Here is a 17,349-nt window from a genome sequence, read left to right on the forward strand (position 1 = left end):
ACAACGTGCGTTCCGACGACGGCAAGAACGTTAAAGGCGCTAACACCGCTCTGGACGCTCTGTACCACTTCAACAACCCAGGCGACATGCTGCGTCCATACGTCTCGGCCGGTTTCTCCGACCAGAGCATCGACCAGAACGGTTCGAACAGCCGTGACCGTTCGACCTTCGCTAACGTTGGTGGCGGCGCCAAGCTGTACTTCACTGACAACTTCTACGCCCGTGCTGGCGTTGAAGCTCAGTACAACATCGACAAAGGCGACACCGAGTGGGCTCCAAGCGTCGGTATCGGTGTGAACTTCGGTGGCGGCTCCAAGCCTGCTGCTGCTCCAGTTCCAGCACCAGCTGAAGTTTGCTCCGACAGCGACAACGATGGCGTTTGCGACAACGTTGACAAGTGCCCGGACACCCCAGCCAACGTAACTGTTGACGCTGACGGCTGCCCAGCAGTTGCTGAAGTTGTTCGTGTTGAGCTGGACGTTAAGTTCGATTTCGACAAATCTGTTGTTAAAACCAACAGCTACGGCGACATCAAGAACCTGGCTGACTTCATGAAGCAGTACCCATCCACCACCACTACTGTTGAAGGTCACACTGACTCCGTCGGTCCTGACGCTTACAACCAGAAACTGTCCGAGCGTCGTGCAAACGCCGTTAAGCAAGTTCTGACCAACCAGTACGGTGTTGAATCGTCCCGCGTTCAGTCTGTTGGCTACGGCGAATCCCGCCCAGTTGCTGACAACAAAACTGAAGCTGGCCGCGCTGTAAACCGTCGCGTAGAAGCGCAGGTTGAAGCTCAAGCTAAGTAATTAGCTGCCGCTCTGAGGAAAGCCCGGCTTAGGCCGGGCTTTTCTTTGTCTGCGATTTGAGTTTCAGGTTTTCAAGATCGCAGCCTTCGGCAGCTCCTACATTGAGACCGCGTGCGGTTCGCGTACTGCGATCATTTGATCCTCCGCGTACCCAGCTACTGCGCCGATGACCAGTATCGCAGGGCTCTTCAATTGAAATCTGTAGGCCGCTTCGCTCATTGCTGTCAGAACACTCCGGCATTCACGTTGATGAGGCAGAGAGGCGTTTTCGATCATCGCCACCGGCGTATCCGCTGCCATTCCTCCGGTCAATAGCTGATCACGAATCTCGTCGAGCTTGGCCACGCCCATGTACACCACCAGCGTCGTGCCGCCCTGCGCCAGCGCCTGCCAGTTCAACTCGCTGTCATCTTGCGTGTGCGCCGTCACCAGCGTCACGCCGCGCGCGACACCGCGCAGTGTCAGCGGGATGTCGCACTGCGTTGCGCCCGCCAGCCCGGCGGTGATGCCGTTAACCAATTCCACCTCAACACCACGCTCACGCAGCCACTGCGCTTCTTCGCCACCACGGCCGAAAATGCACGGATCGCCGCCCTTGAGTCGCACCACGCATTTGCCGTGACGGGCATAGCGCAGCATCAAGCGATGGATAAAGGCCTGCGGCGTGGAACGGCAGCCGCCGCGTTTCCCCACGGCGATAATTCTCGCGTGCGGGCAGTGTTCCAGCACCGCGTCATTGACCAGATCATCGATCAGCACCACATCGGCTTCGCGTAACGCGCGCACGGCTTTGAGGGTCAGCAATTCAGGATCGCCGGGGCCAGCGCCCACCAGCCAGACTTTTGCATTCATGGAATCTTTCCTCATCAGATGACCGCGACCGGCTGCACATTGGCAGCCAGCAGGCGTTTTATTTCCGGAACGCAGGAACCGCATTGCGTGCCGCACCCCAGTTGATTTTTCAAACCTTGCAGATCGAGACCTTGGCGAATGCCGGTGCACACTGCGTCGAGGCTGACGTTTTTGCAGTTACACACCGTTTTCGCCGTCATCATTGGTGCTCCGGCATTACCCGGTGGCGCACTCATCGGCGCCAGCAGCCAGCGACGCAGTTGCTCGTCGGCGCGGCCCTCCAGCCACAGGCCTTGCAACCAATGCTGGGCGAGGGTTTCGCCGGCCAGACGAATTGCGGTGATCCGGCCGTTCTCGATGCGCACGCGTTTGCCGATCGCGCGGCGTGGGTCGTCATAGGCCAGCACCGGGCCATCGATCAGCGACAGGCAGCGGTCGATTGCACCCAGCAACTGTGGATCAGGTGCCTCGCTGCTGGCAGCGCGTATCAGCAACGCCGATCGTTCACGTCCGACAAGGCTGAGACTCACGTAGGAAAACGCCTCACAGAGTGGTCGTAGCGTCTCGAAATGCTGTTGAACATTGCCTTCGATGAGTGCGAACAGCTGCCACGGCAGATCCACCGCTTCCAGGCGCACGCCGCTGTGTTTCAGTTCCGGTTGTTTCGACAAAGGATCGAACGCCGGCAAGGTCAGGCTGTTGACGCCGCCCTTGAGAAAACGATCGCCCCAGTGCATCGGCAGAAAGGCCTGGCCCGGACGCACACTGTCATCGCTGCCAACCGCGACGATCACCGCTCCGCGTCGGCTTTTCAGATTGACCAGATCACCCGGTTGCAAGCGATGCCGACGCAATTCGTCGGGGTGCAAACTCAACACCGCTTCGCTGACATGACCGAACAACTGCGCTGCCGTGCCGGTACGGCTCATGCCGTGCCACTGATCGCGCAGGCGCCCGGTGATCAGCGTCAAGGGGAAGCGTGCATCACGTTGTTCCTTGGCGGCGCGATACGGGTCGGCGATGAATTGCGCTCGACCATTTGCCGTAGGAAAAATACCGTCGACGTACAGCCGCGCTGTGCCTTGCTGCGCGCCTGTGGGGAAGGGCCATTGTTGCGGGCCGATCTGGTCGATCAAGGCATGACTGATTCCGGATAAATCCAGATCGCGGCCACGGGTCAGCCCTTTGAACTCATCGAACAACTGCGCAGGCTGTGTGAAGGCAAACAGGCTCGATGGTTGTGGGCGCAGACGTTTCTCCAGACGTTGTGCGAAATCCACCGTAATCGCCCAGTCCGGTCGTGCTTCACCGGGTGGGAGAATGGCTTTGCGTACGTGGGAAATGCGCCGTTCGGAGTTGGTAACCGAACCTTCCTTCTCTCCCCAACTGGCGGCCGGCAACAGCAGGTCGGCGAAAGCCGCCGTCTCGGTGGTGCGAAAAGCTTCTTGCAACACCACAAATGGGCATGCCTCAAGCGCTGCACGCACCGAGCTTTGATCGGGCATGGATTGCGCAGGGTTGGTGCAGGCAATCCACAACGCTTTGATCTTGCCGTTGCCTACCTGCTCGAACAGTTCGATGGCGCTGAGGCCGGTGCTGTCGGGCAATTGATCCACGCCCCAGTAAGCTGCCACTTCGGTGCGGTGTTCAGGGTTGGCGGCATCACGATGGCCGGGCAACAGATTGGACAGGCTGCCGGTTTCCCGTCCGCCCATGGCATTCGGCTGACCGGTCAGAGAGAAAGGCCCTGCACCCGGACGGCCGATTTGTCCGGTGGCCAGATGCAGATTGATCAGTGCGCTGTTCTTCGCGCTGCCGGCGGTGGACTGGTTCAAACCCATGCACCATAACGACAGAAAACTCGGCGACGTACCGACCCATTCCGCGCATTGCTGCAATTGCTCGACACCGATCCCGCACAGTTGCGAAACCATTTGCGGGGTGTAATCGCGCACCAGACTTTTCAGTTCGGCCAGGCCATCGGTGTGTGCCTTGATGAAGTCGCGGTCGATCCAGTCTTCCCACAACAACAGGTGCAAAATCCCATGGAATAAAGCGACATCGGTGCCCGGCAGAATCGCCAGGTGCAGATCCGCGAGGTCGCAGGTGTCGGTGCGCCGTGGATCGATGACGATGACTTTCATCTGTGGGCGCAGGGATTTCGCCTCTTCCAGTCGACGGAAAAGTACTGGATGGGCGTAGGCCATATTACTGCCGACGATCATCACGCAATCGCTAAGCTCCAGATCTTCATAGCTGCACGGCGGCGCATCGGCGCCGAGGCTGCGCTTGTAGCCCACCACTGCTGAAGACATGCACAGCCGCGAATTGCTGTCGATGTTGTTGGTGCCGACCAAGGCCCGCGCCAGTTTGTTGAAGGCGTAGTAATCCTCGGTGAGCAATTGCCCGGAGATGTAGAACGCCACACTGTCCGGGCCGTGTTCGGCGATGGTCTCGGCAAAGACATTGGCGGCGTGTTCCAGCGCCGTGTCCCAATCGGTGCGGCTGCGCGCCAGACTTTTGCCCAGGCGTAATTCTGGATAAAGGGCACGGGCCGCGAGGTCGCCGGTCAGGTGCAGCGTCGAGCCTTTACTGCACAGTTTGCCGAAGTTGGCCGGATGCGCCGGATCGCCGCTGACGCCGAGGATGCGCTCGCCGTCATGCTCGATCAGCACGCCGCAGCCGACCCCGCAATAACAGCAGGTCGAGGCGGTCGTCTGGGGGCTCATCAGATGGCGTCCCGCAGAGCCAACTGCACGCGACCGTTTTCGACCCGCGCCGGGTGATGGTGCGCGCAGCCGATGTCTGGCGCTTGAGCTTCGCCGGATTCAAGGTCGATCTGCCAGTTGTGCAGCGGGCAGGCGACGCGTTTGCCGTAGATCAGGCCTTGCGAGAGTGGTCCGCCCTTGTGCGGGCAGCGGTCGTCGAGGGCGAAAACTTCGTCGTCGCTTGTGCGAAAAATCGCGATGTCACCTTTCGGCCCGGCAATGATCCGCGAACCGAGGGCGTTGATTTCTTCAAGGGCACAGATATCGAGCCAGTTCATGCTGGCACCTCCAGATTTTTCACCGAGATCACGTCGAATTCTTTCTTCAATTGCGGCTCGGCCAGACGTTCTTTCCACGGATCCTGTTCGAACGACAGGGAGAATTGCAGGCGCTCGTTCAGGGCTTTGCGGCGTTCCGGGTCTTCCAGCACGGCTTTCTTGATGTGCTCCATGCCGACCCGTTGCAGGTAGTGCACGGTGCGTTCGAGGTAGAAGGCTTCTTCGCGATACAGCTGCAGGAAGGCACCGTTGTATTCGCGGACTTCTTCGGCGGTTTTCAGCTTGACGAAGAACTCGGCGACCTCGGTTTTGATCCCGCCGTTGCCACCGATGTACATCTCCCAGCCCGAATCCACGCCGATAATTCCTACGTCCTTGATCCCCGCTTCCGAGCAGTTGCGTGGGCATCCGGAGACAGCCAGTTTCACTTTGTGCGGCGACCACATGTTGAACAGGTCATGCTCAAGCTCAATGCCCAGTTGCGTCGAATTCTGTGTACCGAAGCGGCAGAACTCACTGCCGACGCAGGTCTTCACCGTGCGAATGGATTTGCCGTAGGCATGGCCGGAAGGCATGTCGAGATCCTTCCAGACGCCGGGCAAATCCTGCTTTTTGATGCCGAGTAAATCGATGCGCTGCCCGCCGGTGACCTTGACCATCGGCACGTTGTACTTGTCGGCGACGTCGGCTATCCGCCGCAATTCCGAAGGATTGGTCACGCCGCCCCACATCCGTGGCACCACCGAATAGGTGCCGTCCTTCTGGATGTTGGCGTGCGCACGTTCGTTGATCAGGCGCGATTGCGGGTCGTCCTTGGCTTCGCCGGGCCAAGTGGAAATCAGGTAATAGTTGAGGGCAGGGCGGCAGGTGGCGCAGCCGTTCGGCGTGCGCCAGTTGAGGTAGCTCATGGTGCCGGCGATGGTCAGCAGATGTTCTTCGCGAATAGCTTGACGAATCTGTCCGTGGTTAAGGTCGCTGCAACCGCAGATGGCTTTTTCGCTTTTCGGTTTGACGTCTGCCGCGCCGCCGACGGTGTTGATCAGGATCTGCTCGACCAGTCCGGCGCAGGAGCCGCAGGAGCTGGCGGCTTTGGTGTGTTTCTTCACTTCATCGACGCTGAACAGGCCGTGTTCCTGAATCGCTTTGACGATGGTGCCTTTGCACACACCGTTGCAGCCGCAGACTTCGGCGGTGTCAGCCATGACCATGGCTTTGTCCTGGCCCTGATGTCCTACATCGCCTAACGCATTTTCGCCAAACATCAGGTGATCGCGGATCTCGCCGATGGCGTGATTCTCACGAATCTGTCGGAAATACCAACCGCCATCTGCCGTATCGCCGTACAGACACGCGCCGACCAGCACGTCATCCTTGATCACCAGTTTTTTGTACACACCGCCGATCGGGTCGGAGAGGGTGATGGTTTCCGTGCCTTCGCCGCCCATGAAGTCGCCGGCGGAAAACAGGTCGATGCCGGTGACTTTCAATTTGGTCGAAGTCACCGAGCCCTGATAACGGGCGAACCCCAGTTGTGCGAGGTGGTTGGCGCAGACCTTGGCCTGTTCGAACAGCGGCGCAACCAGGCCGTAAGCGATGCCGCGATGGCTGGCGCACTCGCCGATCGCGTAGATGCGCGGGTCGTAGGTTTGCAGGGTGTCGTTGACCAGGATCCCGCGATTGCACGGGATGCCGGCCTTTTCCGCGAGTTCGGTGTTGGGACGAATGCCCGCAGCCATCACCACCAGATCGGCGGGAATAATGTCGCCGTTCTTGAATTGCACCGAGCCGACCCGACCGTTGCCCGCGTCGTGCAGGGCTTGGGTTTGTTCGCACAGACGGAAATGCAGGCCACGTGATTCGAGGGCGCTTTGCAGTAAATGGCCACTGGTTTTGTCCAGTTGCCGTTCAAGCAGCCACTCACCGATGTGCACCACGGTGACGTGCATGCCGCGCAGCATCAAGCCGTTGGCGGCTTCGAGACCGAGTAAACCGCCACCGATGACGACCGCGTGCTTGTGGGTTTTTGCCGTGTTGATCATCGCCTGGGTATCGGCGATGTCGCGGTAACCGATCACGCCGTGCAGGGTGTTGCCCGGGATCGGCAAAATGAACGGCGTCGAGCCAGTGGCGATCAGCAGGCGATCGTATTCGGCCTCGGTGCCGTCGTCGGCGATCACTCGACGTTTGACTCGGTCGATCTCCACCACTTTGCGGTTGAGCAACAACTTGATGTGGTTTTCCAGGTACCAGTCGAGGTCGTTGAGGACGATCTCCTCGAAGGTCTGCTCACCGGCCAGCACCGGCGAGAGCAGGATGCGGTTGTAGTTGGTGTGCGGTTCGGCGCCGAAGACGGTGATGTCGTACAGCTCGTTGCTCAGTTTGAGCAGCTCTTCGAGGGTACGAACCCCGGCCATGCCATTGCCGATCATCACCAGTTTGAGTTTTTTCATCAGGTTCTCCGGGGAGCTGCGGCTGGCCTCTTGTGGGCAACAGGCCGTGCTCGAGAAATTTTGCGCAAACAAAAAAAGGCGTCCCGCTAGTTGCCTAGCGAGGACGCCTTTGTCCTGGTCCCGTTCTCTCGGGAAGCGCAGCCTTCGTCGTTGAAGGTTGGGCTTTATGTGTGTGTTGGGTGGGGTAATGCAGTGGTTGTGCCAACTACGGGAAGCGCGAATTCATTGGGTTCCGTCAGCGCTCATATCGGCTTTTATGCACTGTATCGAAGCGGGTTGATCGTTCGTGGGGCGTTCAGGCAGTTGAATTTGTGGTGATTGGGCGGGCACCTTCGCGAGCAAGCTCGCTCCCACAGGGATTTGTGAACGACACAGATCCCTGTGGGAGCGAGCTTGCTCGCGAATGGCGCGACGCGGTTCAACTGTGAAACAACAAAACCAGCAGCACCAGATTACCGAGCAATGCCAGCAACGCCATCGTCCGCCAGACCTTCAACGGCTCCCGCTCCAGCAACGGCCGAGGCCGCACGCTCAAACTGCGTCGCTCGCCCTGTTCCAACACCAACAACCATTCTTCCGCTGTTTCAAAGCGTTGCTGCGGATCAGCCGCCACGCCGCGCTGCAGACTCTGCGCCAGCCATTCCGGCAGATCCGGTCGATAACGCCCGGCACTCACCGCCAGCCCAAATCGCGGCCGCTGAAACGCTTCGATCTCGCCGTAAGGAAAATGCCCCGTAAGCAGGAAATACAAGGTCACGCCCACCGCATACAAGTCCTGCTGCGCACTCGGCGGATCACCGCGAAAGCCTTCCGGGGCGATATAACTCGGCGTCCCCGGCAACGTCGACGGTGCGTCTTCGGACAGTCCCGGGCAATACGCCAGGCCAAAATCCAGCAGCCGCAGCTCACCGTCATCCCCCCAATGCAGATTCTCCGGTTTGATGTCCCGATGCAGAATCTGCCGCCGATGCAGCAGCCCGACTGCACGCAGCAGGCGTTCGGCAATGTCTTGCCACTGCGCCAACGGTAACGCCCCGTTTTTTTGAAAAACCTGCGCCAGCGTCTTGCCGGAATATTCCCGCATTACGTAGTACAAATGCTGACGCTGATTGCACGGATGGACTTCAGGAAAATGCCGTCCGGCCACATGTTTCAGAAACCATTCCTCGGACAACAGCGCTTGCCCGGCACAGGAATCATCAGCGGAACGTGTGGGCAGGGTTTTCAACAGCCACGTCTGACCTTGGCTATCCAGCACGCGATACAGCAACGATTGCTGGCTCTGCGCGACGATGCCTTGCACCTGCCAGCCTTCAAACAACTGGCCAGGTTTCAGCGCTGGCGGCAGTGGCCATTGCTGCAAATGCATCAGCGCATCGCCAAAACTCGCCTCGCCAACCGCATCGACCCGCACCAGCAAAGCGCTGGCGTTGTCCTGACTGCCGGCCAGATGCGCGGCGTTGACCAATGTTTGCGCCGCGCTGTGCAGATCCGGCTGATCACGCAGGATCGCCGCAATCGCGGTATCGCCCAGGGTTGACCAGACGCCATCACTGAGCAGTAAAAAGCTTTCGCCATCACGCAATTCACCGTCGAGAAAATCCAGCACCAAATGTTGATCCAGCCCGAGCGCACGCTTGAGCACATGCTGCATGCCCGGCTGCTCCCAGACGTGATCCTCGCTGATGCGCTGCAACGCGTCGGCGTGCCAGCGGTATACCCGGCAATCTCCTACATGGGCGAGGGTAAAGCGCCGACCGCGCATCACCAAAGCACTGACAGTGGTGAGTAACGGTTGCCCACCGCCATTGGCCTGCAACCAGCGGTTTTGTGCGAGCAGCAAGCGGTCGAGGGCCTGCGCCACGCTCCAGGTTTCCGGGGTGGCGTAATAGTCGAGCGCCAAGGCCTGCAAGGTCGAGCGCGCGGCGAGGCCGCCATCGGCGCATTGGCTGACGCCGTCGGCGATGGCGAACAGATAACCCTTGCTCGCCGCCAGCGCCGGGGCCGGGGTGACCAGGCGCACAGCGTCCTGATTCTCCGTGCGCGGCCCGGTGGCGCTGGCTTCGGCGAAACTCAGTTGCAAGGCCATCGACGCTTCAAACCCGCGCCGCCGTCACCGCTGCCGAACCCCATGTGGTTCTCCAGCGACGCTTGACGCCGTGCAGGCCAAACCACGCCAGCACACCAAGGCTGGCGAACAACCACAGCGCCAGTTGATAACTGCCGGTGCTCTGCTTGATCGCACCCATGCCCGCCGCTAAGGCGAAACCACCAATGCCGCCGGCCATGCCGATCAGCCCGGTCATTACGCCGATTTCCAGACGAAAACGCTGCGGCACCAGTTGGAAAACCGCACCGTTGCCTGCCCCCAAACCGAGCATGGTGCAGACGAAAAGGGCCAGCGCCGCGTAGGAACTTGGCAGGTTGAACCCGACGGCTGCGATGCAGATGGCGGCAACGGTGTACATCGCCAACAGAGTGCGGATGCCGCCGAAACGGTCAGCCAGTGCGCCACCCAATGGGCGCATCAAACTGCCGCCGAACACGCAAGCGGCGGTGTAGTAACCGGCGGTCACCGGGCTCAAACCGTATTGATCGTTGAAATAGCCGGGCAGGGCGCTGGCCAAGCCGATAAAGCCGCCGAAGGTGACGCTGTAGAAGAACATGAACCACCAACTGTCGCGGTCGCCGAGGGCTTTGAAGTAGTCGGTCATGGCTTTGGCTTTTGGCCGTTCCGGCGCGTTTTTCGCCAGCCAGGCGAACAGCACCAGCGTCAGGATCAGCGGAATCAAGGCGAAGCCGAAAACATTGCTCCAGCCGTAAGCGGCGGCGAGCACCGGGGCGAGCAGCGCGGCGAACACGGTGCCGGAGTTGCCCGCGCCAGCGATGCCCATGGCTTTGCCCTGATGTTGCGGCGGGTACCATTGCGAGGCCAGCGGCAGGGCGACGGCAAACGAAGCGCCGGCCATGCCGAGGAACAGGCCGAGGATCAGCGCTTGTTCGTAACTGTGGATGCCGATTTTCCAAGCCCCGAACAGTGCGCAGATGACGATGACCTGGCCAATCAGCCCGGCGGTTTTCGGCGACAGTCGATCGGCGAGCATGCCCATGATGAAGCGCAGAACGGCACCAGCAAGGATCGGCGTGGCGACGACGAGGCCGCGTTGTTGTGTGGTCAGGTGCAGGTCGGCGGCGATCTGCACCGCCAAAGGGCCGAGCAAGTACCAGACCATGAAGCTCAGGTCGAAATAGAGGAAGGCCGCGAACAATGTCGGGGTGTGGCCGGATTTCCAGAAGCTTGAATTCATCGCGCACCTCAGCTGAAAAGAGTCTCGGAAGGAGTCATGCAACAGCAGGTGGGGCGCCGCACGGCCGCACCACCGGCCCCGGTCTGTGGGGCCAAAACGCAAAAACGCCGCTACCTGCTGCGCCGGGTGGGGCGAACGGGTGAGCGACGTCTTTGTCGTGGGTGGGGCAACCGCCGTTGGTTACCTGAGGGAATGCTTAGCGAGATTTGTGCCAACAGCGGGAAATCAAAAGCCCCTCACCCTAGCCCTCTCCCGGAGGGAGAGGGGACTGACCGGGGGATGCTCGCGAAGTACGTCGACCTGTGATTTCTGTTGTGAATCCATAATCGACTCGGTCTTTCAGGTCGATGTTTGACGCCAGACACCTAGATCAGTCCCCTCTCCCTCCGGGAGAGGGCTAGGGTGAGGGGCTTTTCAGCGGTGAAAACACCTCAACCCAACAACTCACTCATGGCAATAATCTGCTCCGCCACTTGAATCAGCTTCTGCTGCCGGCTCATCGCCTGGCGCCGCATCAGCGTGTACGCCTCTTCCTCATTGCAGTCCTTCATCTTCATCAACAAGCCCTTGGCCAGTTCAATCCGCTTGCGCTCCGCCAGCTGTTGATCACGCGCCTGCAACTGCGCGCGCAACGCCTGATCACTCTCGAAACGCGCCATCGCCACATCGAGAATCGGCTGCAACCGCTGGGCGTGAATGCCTTCGACGATGTAGGCACTGACCCCGGATTTGATCGCCTGACGCATCACCCCCGGGTCATGTTCGTCGGTAAACATCACGATCGGCCGAGGCTGGTCGCGGCTGACCAGCACCACTTGTTCCATGACATCGCGGCTCGGTGACTCGGTATCGATCAGGATCACGTCCGGGCGCACCGTTTCGACGCGCGCGGGCAGGTCGATGGTCAGGCCGGATTCGTCGATGACTTCAAAACCGGCTTCGGTCAGCGCCGCTTTCAGACGTCCGACTTTTTTCGCGGTGTCGTTGATCAGCAGAATGCGCAACATGTTCGCGTCTCCTGTCAGCGGCGGGCGAGAAGGGCTGAGTCGTCGCTCATGGCGTGCAGTTTGAAGCTGCGCGCATAAGCGGCCGGGTCGCTGCCGTCCCAGATTTTGCCGTCGAGCAACTGGCTGCTGCGCATGTCGGTGCCCCACGCGGCGACGCCGACTGCGGTGGCAGCGTCGCGATACAGATCGAGTTGCTGAACCTGACGGGCGACGGCGAGGTAATCCGGATCCTCGCGCAGCAAACCCCAGCGGCGGAACTGGGTCATGAACCACATACCGTCGGACAAGTACGGCAAATTCACCTCGCCATGGCCGTGGAAACGCAGCGCATGAGGATCCTGCCAGCGGTTGCCGAGGCCATCGGCGTAATCACCGAGAAAACGCGGTTCGATGCACGCCACTGGCGCGTCGAGATATTCCGGCGCGCTGAGCAACTGCGCGGTGCTGCGGCGGTTTTCCGGGCTTTCTTCAATGAAACGGCTGGCTTCAAGTATCGCCATCACCAACGCGCGTGCGGTGTTCGGGTATTGCTCGACGAATTCGCGGGTGCAGCCGAGGACTTTTTCCGGGTGATCGGGCCAGATGGTCTGGCTGGTGGCGAGGGTGAAGCCGAGATCCTGCTGCACCGCGCTGGCGGCCCACGGTTCGCCTACGCAAAAACCGTCGATGCGCCCGGCTTGCAAGTGCGCGACCATTTGCGGCGGCGGCACCACCACGCTGTCGACATCCTGCAGCGGATGAATGCCCTGACTCGCCAGCCAGTAATAAAGCCACATCGCGTGGGTGCCGGTGGGGAAGGTCTGGGCGAAGGTGAGTTTTGCGCGGCTTTGGTGCACGTGGCGATCCAGCGCGTCAGGACTGGTCACGCCGAGGTTCTGCAAACCGTGCGAAAGATTCAGGCTCTGGCCGTTTTGATTGAGGCTCATCAGCACCGCCATGTCGGTCGGCGCGACACCGCCGATGCCCAGGTGCACCGCGTAAATCAGCCCGTACAAACTGTGCGCGGCGTCGAGTTCGCCGCTGACCAGTTTGTCGCGCAATCCTGCCCAGGAGGTCTGGCGCTTGAGGTTCAGGGTCAATCCGTAAGGCTGAGCAAAGCCTTGCGTGGCCGCGACCACCACCGAGGCGCAATCGCTCAGGGCCATGAAGCCGAGGTTGATTGCACTCTTTTCCGGAGCATCGCTGCCGTTGACCCAGGCCAGCGGCCCTACCGAAGGTTCATTCATCCAACGCTACCTCGAAAAAAAACGCCGCCGCGGACTTTGCGCAGGCAAAACCCGGGACGACGCCATTGTCCTTGCCCGCACGCCGCCATTGGCCTGCAAGCTGATAACGATGCCGGTGCAAGGCATATGCCACTCGCCGCGATTTGCGCGTGCGCCTCGCGCGGTGGGGCGATGCCCGGCTATAATCGCCGCCTCTTTTCGCCGCCCGAGTCAAAGCCGCCCATGTACACCCTGGCCCGTCAGATGTTGTTCAAACTTTCCCCGGAAACCTCCCACGATCTGTCGCTGGATCTGATCGGCGCGGGCGGACGTTTGGTCCTCAACGGCTTGCTGTGCAAGGCGCCGGCAAAAGTCCCGGTGACCGTCATGGGCCTGGAATTCCCCAACCCGGTGGGTTTGGCGGCCGGTCTGGACAAGAACGGCGCAGCCATCGATGGCTTCGCGCAACTGGGTTTCGGTTTTGTCGAAATCGGTACCGTGACCCCGCGTCCACAGCCGGGCAACCCGAAACCACGGATTTTCCGTCTGCCGGAAGCCGAGGCGATCATCAATCGCATGGGGTTCAACAACCTCGGTGTCGATAATCTGTTGGCGCGCGTGGCGGCGGCGAAATACAAGGGCGTGCTGGGCATCAACATCGGCAAGAATTTCGACACGCCGGTTGAGCGTGCAGTCGATGATTACCTGATCTGCCTGGACAAGGTTTACGCCCACGCCAGCTACGTGACCGTCAACGTCAGCTCGCCGAATACCCCGGGCCTGCGCAGTTTGCAGTTCGGTGATTCGCTCAAGCAGTTGCTCGCCGATCTGGCCACGCGCCGTGCCGAACTGGCGTTGCGTCATGGCAAGCATGTGCCGCTGGCGATCAAGATCGCGCCGGACATGACCGACGAAGAAACCGCGCAGGTGGCGCAGGCGCTGATCGACACCGGGATGGACGCGGTGATCGCGACCAACACCACCCTGAGCCGTGTCGGCGTTGAAGGCATGGAGCATGGCGACGAGGCGGGCGGTTTGTCTGGCGCTCCGGTGCGTGAGAAGAGCACCAATACGGTGAAAGTGCTGGCGGGCGAGTTGGCTGGGCGGTTGCCGATTATTGCTGCTGGCGGGATTACTGAAGGCAAGCATGCGGCGGAGAAGATTCTCGCGGGTGCGAGTCTGGTGCAGATTTACTCGGGCTTCATCTATAAGGGCCCGGCGCTGATCCGTGAATCCGTAGACGCAATCGCCGCCCTGCGCAAATAACCCGACCCGATACGGTCAATGTAGGAGCTGCCGAAGGCTGCGATCTTTTGATCTTGATTCTAAAAAACAAGATCAAAAGATCGCAGCCTTCGGCAGCTCCTACAGGGGTAGTTGCCCGCCGATCGAAAGGTGGGGGCCGTCGATTCTGCAGGCATAAAAAAGGGCTCCTCGAAGGAGCCCCTGGGCCGTAGCCCGCCGTCCGGGAAGGACGTGCATGGTAAGTCGTTACAAATTCAGATTGTCGTGTCGGAGTAAGTGCCCTGTGTCAGCCGACGGCGTGAAGTTCGTTGAGTCTATGGATTCCCGCAGTGCCGGTCATACCGTCCCAGTTGTCGCCGCGTCCTTCTCGCCAGCCGTTAATCCAGGCTTGACGTACCGACGGTAGAGTAAATGGGCAAAGCTCCCGGGATTTGCCACCAACGCCATATTGATATCCGCGCAAAAATGCTCTTTCCAACGGATCACGCTTAAGTCTTCTCATAGGGTGTTGCCCTCACTTGTTGACTGTTTGTGTCGCGTCGACCTCAATCGAGGTCTGGCAGAAAAAACTCTGCCGTGGTGCGGCTCGCTGCCGACGTGGCGAGCCAAGGTGTTGACGCCGTTGCGACGTCAACCTGTGGTCAGTTCTAACCAATGAGTCACACCGATGGAATGACCGTTTTGTCATAAGGACGTAACGAAAAGGGTGCTATAGCGATAAGTAACCGCGTATTTATTGAACGTTTATTGAGCAAACCCCGGTATGATCGGCCCCGCGCTGGATGATGGGCTTAATTCTTTAGTGAGAATGACCCACGTTTGCGCTGGGGTACTATTCGACGAAGGGTCGCTTTAAGACTTTTTGTTACTCCAACTTTTTTATCTGTCCTTGCATCTAAGCTCTTTTAACCCGAGCAGCGGGGATGGAACGGCACACCTTCGTGCCACGCGGGCGTTCTTTTAGAAAAGCGCCTGATTGAAAACCGGATCGGCAATGCGTTGCCGATTCACTAGCCAAAGGCTTTGGAAATACCATGTCCGACAGTTTCGAACTCTTCCTCACTTGCCCTAAAGGCCTTGAAGGCCTGCTCATCGAGGAAGCCGTCGGGCTTGGCCTTGAAGAAGCGCGCGAGCACACCTCCGCCGTGCGTGGCATGGCGACCATGGAAACCGCTTATCGCCTGTGCCTCTGGTCGCGTCTGGCCAACCGCGTGTTGCTGGTGCTCAAACGCTTCCCGATGAAGGACGCCGAAGACCTGTACCACGGCGTACTCGACGTCGAGTGGCAGGATCACATGCTTAGCGACGGCACTCTGGCCGTTGAATTCAGCGGCCACGGCTCGGGCATCGACAACACCCACTTCGGCGCGCTGAAGGTCAAAGATGCCATCGTCGACAAACTGCGCACGCCGCAGGGCGACCGTCCGTCGATCGACAAGCTCAATCCGGATCTGCGCATTCACCTGCGCCTTGATCGCGGCGAAGCGATTCTCTCCCTCGACCTCTCCGGCCACAGCCTGCACCAGCGCGGCTATCGCTTGCAGCAGGGCGCGGCGCCGCTGAAGGAAAACCTCGCGGCAGCGATCCTGATCCGTTCCGGCTGGCCACGCATTGCGGCCGAAGGCGGCGCGCTGGCTGACCCGATGTGCGGTGTCGGTACGTTCCTCGTCGAAGCCGGAATGATCGCCGCCGATATGGCGCCGAACCTGCGTCGTGAGCAGTGGGGTTTCACTGCCTGGCTCGGTCACGTGCCAGCGCTGTGGAAAAAACTGCATGAAGAAGCTGCTGAACGCGCCGCTGCCGGTCTGGCCAAGCCACCGCTGTGGATTCGCGGTTACGAAGCCGATCCACGCTTGATTCAACCGGGCCGCAACAACGTTGAGCGCGCCGGTCTGAGCGAGTGGATCAAGATCTATCAGGGCGAAGTCGCCACTTTCGAGCCGCGTCCGGATCAGAACCAGAAAGGTCTGGTCATCTGCAACCCGCCGTACGGCGAGCGTCTCGGTGACGAAGCCAGCCTGTTATACCTCTACCAGAACCTCGGCGAGCGTCTGCGTCAGGCTTGCCTGAACTGGGAAGCGGCGGTGTTCACCGGCGCGCCGGATCTCGGCAAGCGCATGGGCATCCGCAGCCACAAACAGTATTCGTTCTGGAACGGCGCGTTGCCGTGCAAGCTGTTGCTGATCAAGGTCACTCCGGATCAGTTCGTCACTGGCGAGCGTCGTACGCCGGAACAGCGTCAGGCCGAGCGTGAGCAAGCGGCTTACGATCAAACCCCGGATGAGCCGCAAGAGCGCAAGTTCAACAAGAACGGCAACCCGATCAAACCGACGCCAGCCCCGGCACCGGTGATCGAGCAGCCGCGCTTGAGCGAAGGCGGGCAGATGTTTGCCAACCGTCTGCAAAAAAATCTCAAGGCGATGAGCAAGTGGGTCAAGCGCGAAGGCATCGATTGCTACCGCGTCTACGATGCCGACATGCCTGAGTACGCGATGGCGATCGATCTGTATCACGACTGGGTGCACGTGCAGGAATACGCCGCGCCGAAGTCGATCGATCCGGAAAAAGCCTCGGCGCGCATGTTCGACGCACTGGCCGCGATTCCGCAGGCTCTGAACGTCGACAAGAGCCGTGTGGTGGTCAAACGCCGTGAGCGCCAGAGCGGCACCAAGCAATACGAGCGTCAGAGCGCGCAGGGCAAGTTCAATGAAGTGACCGAGGGCGGCGTGAAGTTGCTGGTCAACCTCACCGACTACCTCGACACCGGCCTGTTCCTTGATCACCGCCCAATCCGCATGCGCATTCAGAAAGAGGCCGAGGGCAAGCGTTTCCTCAATCTGTATTGCTACACCGCGACCGCCAGCGTGCACGCAGCCAAGGGCGGCGCGCGCAGCACCACCAGCGTCGACCTGTCGAAAACCTACCTCGACTGGGCGCGCCGCAACCTGTCGCTGAACGGCTTCTCGGACAAGAACCGTCTGGAGCAGGGCGATGTGATGGTCTGGCTGGAAAGCTGCCGTGAAGAGTACGACCTGATCTTCATCGATCCGCCGACCTTCTCCAACTCCAAGCGCATGGAAGGCATCTTCGACGTGCAGCGTGATCAGGTGCAGTTGATTGACCTGGCCATGGCGCGTCTGGCGCCGGGCGGCGTGTTGTACTTCTCCAACAACTTCCGCAAGTTCCAGTTGGAAGAGAACCTGACCGAGCGTTACGCGGTTGAGGAAATCAGCGCACAGACCATTGATCCGGATTTCGCCCGCAACACCAAGATCCACCGCGCCTGGAAAATAACGGCTCGTTGACGCTTCGCCAGACTGGATCCACAGAGCCTTGATTTTTAAAGGCTCTTGGATCCAGTCAGCGCTAGCCAAATTAATGGCTAATAGCTATAACTCAACCCATGGCCAAGGGGTTTTTCCCGGAA

Annotated in this window: 12 protein-coding genes; 3 read left to right on the forward strand and 9 right to left on the reverse strand. The window is 60.1% G+C overall.

All coding sequences use genetic code 11. The annotated features are described in order from the left end of the window. Positions 1-809: OmpA family protein (locus ACIP66_RS13220; protein ID WP_400648613.1), on the forward strand; the 809-nt coding region annotated here is incomplete at its 5' end. 96 nt (positions 810-905) lie between these two features. On the opposite strand, the gene cobA is transcribed toward ACIP66_RS13220, so the two are convergent. The 8 genes from cobA to ACIP66_RS13260 all read right to left on the reverse strand — a co-directional run bounded on the left by cobA (position 906) and on the right by ACIP66_RS13260 (position 12,698). Further along, positions 906-1,661 (reverse strand): uroporphyrinogen-III C-methyltransferase, encoded by a 756-nt coding sequence (gene cobA, locus ACIP66_RS13225; protein WP_400648615.1) that lies wholly within the window; start codon positions 1,659-1,661, stop codon positions 906-908. Positions 1,662-1,675: 14 nt separating this feature from the next. Next, positions 1,676-4,390 (reverse strand): molybdopterin-dependent oxidoreductase, encoded by a 2,715-nt coding sequence (locus ACIP66_RS13230; protein ID WP_400648617.1) that lies wholly within the window; start codon positions 4,388-4,390, stop codon positions 1,676-1,678. Continuing rightward, positions 4,390-4,707, reverse strand: coding sequence for a nitrite reductase small subunit NirD (gene nirD, locus ACIP66_RS13235; RefSeq protein WP_053118721.1), 318 nt, complete (start codon positions 4,705-4,707; stop codon positions 4,390-4,392). The genes ACIP66_RS13230 and nirD overlap by 1 nt, the downstream gene beginning before the upstream one ends. Further along, positions 4,704-7,157: a nitrite reductase large subunit NirB gene (gene nirB, locus ACIP66_RS13240; RefSeq protein ID WP_400648619.1), complete on the reverse strand. Its 2,454-nt coding sequence runs from the start codon at positions 7,155-7,157 to the stop codon at positions 4,704-4,706. Before nirB ends, nirD begins: the two co-directional genes overlap by 4 nt. Before the next feature lie 418 nt (positions 7,158-7,575). Further along, positions 7,576-9,246, reverse strand: a complete 1,671-nt coding sequence (locus ACIP66_RS13245) for a protein kinase (protein WP_400648620.1) — start codon at positions 9,244-9,246, stop codon at positions 7,576-7,578. A 7-nt stretch (positions 9,247-9,253) separates the two neighbouring features. Beyond that, the gene (locus ACIP66_RS13250) at positions 9,254-10,465 is read right to left on the reverse strand and encodes a NarK/NasA family nitrate transporter (protein ID WP_053118728.1); all 1,212 of its coding nucleotides are present in this window, start codon (positions 10,463-10,465) and stop codon (positions 9,254-9,256) included. Positions 10,466-10,896: 431 nt separating this feature from the next. Next, positions 10,897-11,472 (reverse strand): ANTAR domain-containing response regulator, encoded by a 576-nt coding sequence (locus ACIP66_RS13255; RefSeq protein WP_007916390.1) that lies wholly within the window; start codon positions 11,470-11,472, stop codon positions 10,897-10,899. 14 nt (positions 11,473-11,486) lie between these two features. Continuing rightward, positions 11,487-12,698 (reverse strand): CmpA/NrtA family ABC transporter substrate-binding protein, encoded by a 1,212-nt coding sequence (locus ACIP66_RS13260; RefSeq protein ID WP_400648622.1) that lies wholly within the window; start codon positions 12,696-12,698, stop codon positions 11,487-11,489. A gap of 222 nt (positions 12,699-12,920) precedes the next feature. Between ACIP66_RS13260 and ACIP66_RS13265 the strand changes: the two genes are divergently transcribed. Further along, complete coding sequence (locus ACIP66_RS13265) at positions 12,921-13,943, forward strand: quinone-dependent dihydroorotate dehydrogenase (protein ID WP_400648624.1); 1,023 nt, start codon at positions 12,921-12,923, stop codon at positions 13,941-13,943. A gap of 265 nt (positions 13,944-14,208) precedes the next feature. Here the strand turns inward: ACIP66_RS13265 and rmf are convergent, their stop codons facing one another. Next, positions 14,209-14,424: a ribosome modulation factor gene (gene rmf / locus ACIP66_RS13270; protein WP_003223300.1), complete on the reverse strand. Its 216-nt coding sequence runs from the start codon at positions 14,422-14,424 to the stop codon at positions 14,209-14,211. 532 nt (positions 14,425-14,956) lie between these two features. Between rmf and rlmKL the strand changes: the two genes are divergently transcribed. Continuing rightward, positions 14,957-17,227: a bifunctional 23S rRNA (guanine(2069)-N(7))-methyltransferase RlmK/23S rRNA (guanine(2445)-N(2))-methyltransferase RlmL gene (gene rlmKL / locus ACIP66_RS13275; RefSeq protein ID WP_159815720.1), complete on the forward strand. Its 2,271-nt coding sequence runs from the start codon at positions 14,957-14,959 to the stop codon at positions 17,225-17,227. Positions 17,228-17,349 lie beyond the last annotated feature (122 nt).

Source organism: Pseudomonas sp. NPDC088429 (genome assembly GCF_044753305.1).
GTDB lineage: Bacteria > Pseudomonadota > Gammaproteobacteria > Pseudomonadales > Pseudomonadaceae > Aquipseudomonas > Aquipseudomonas rustica.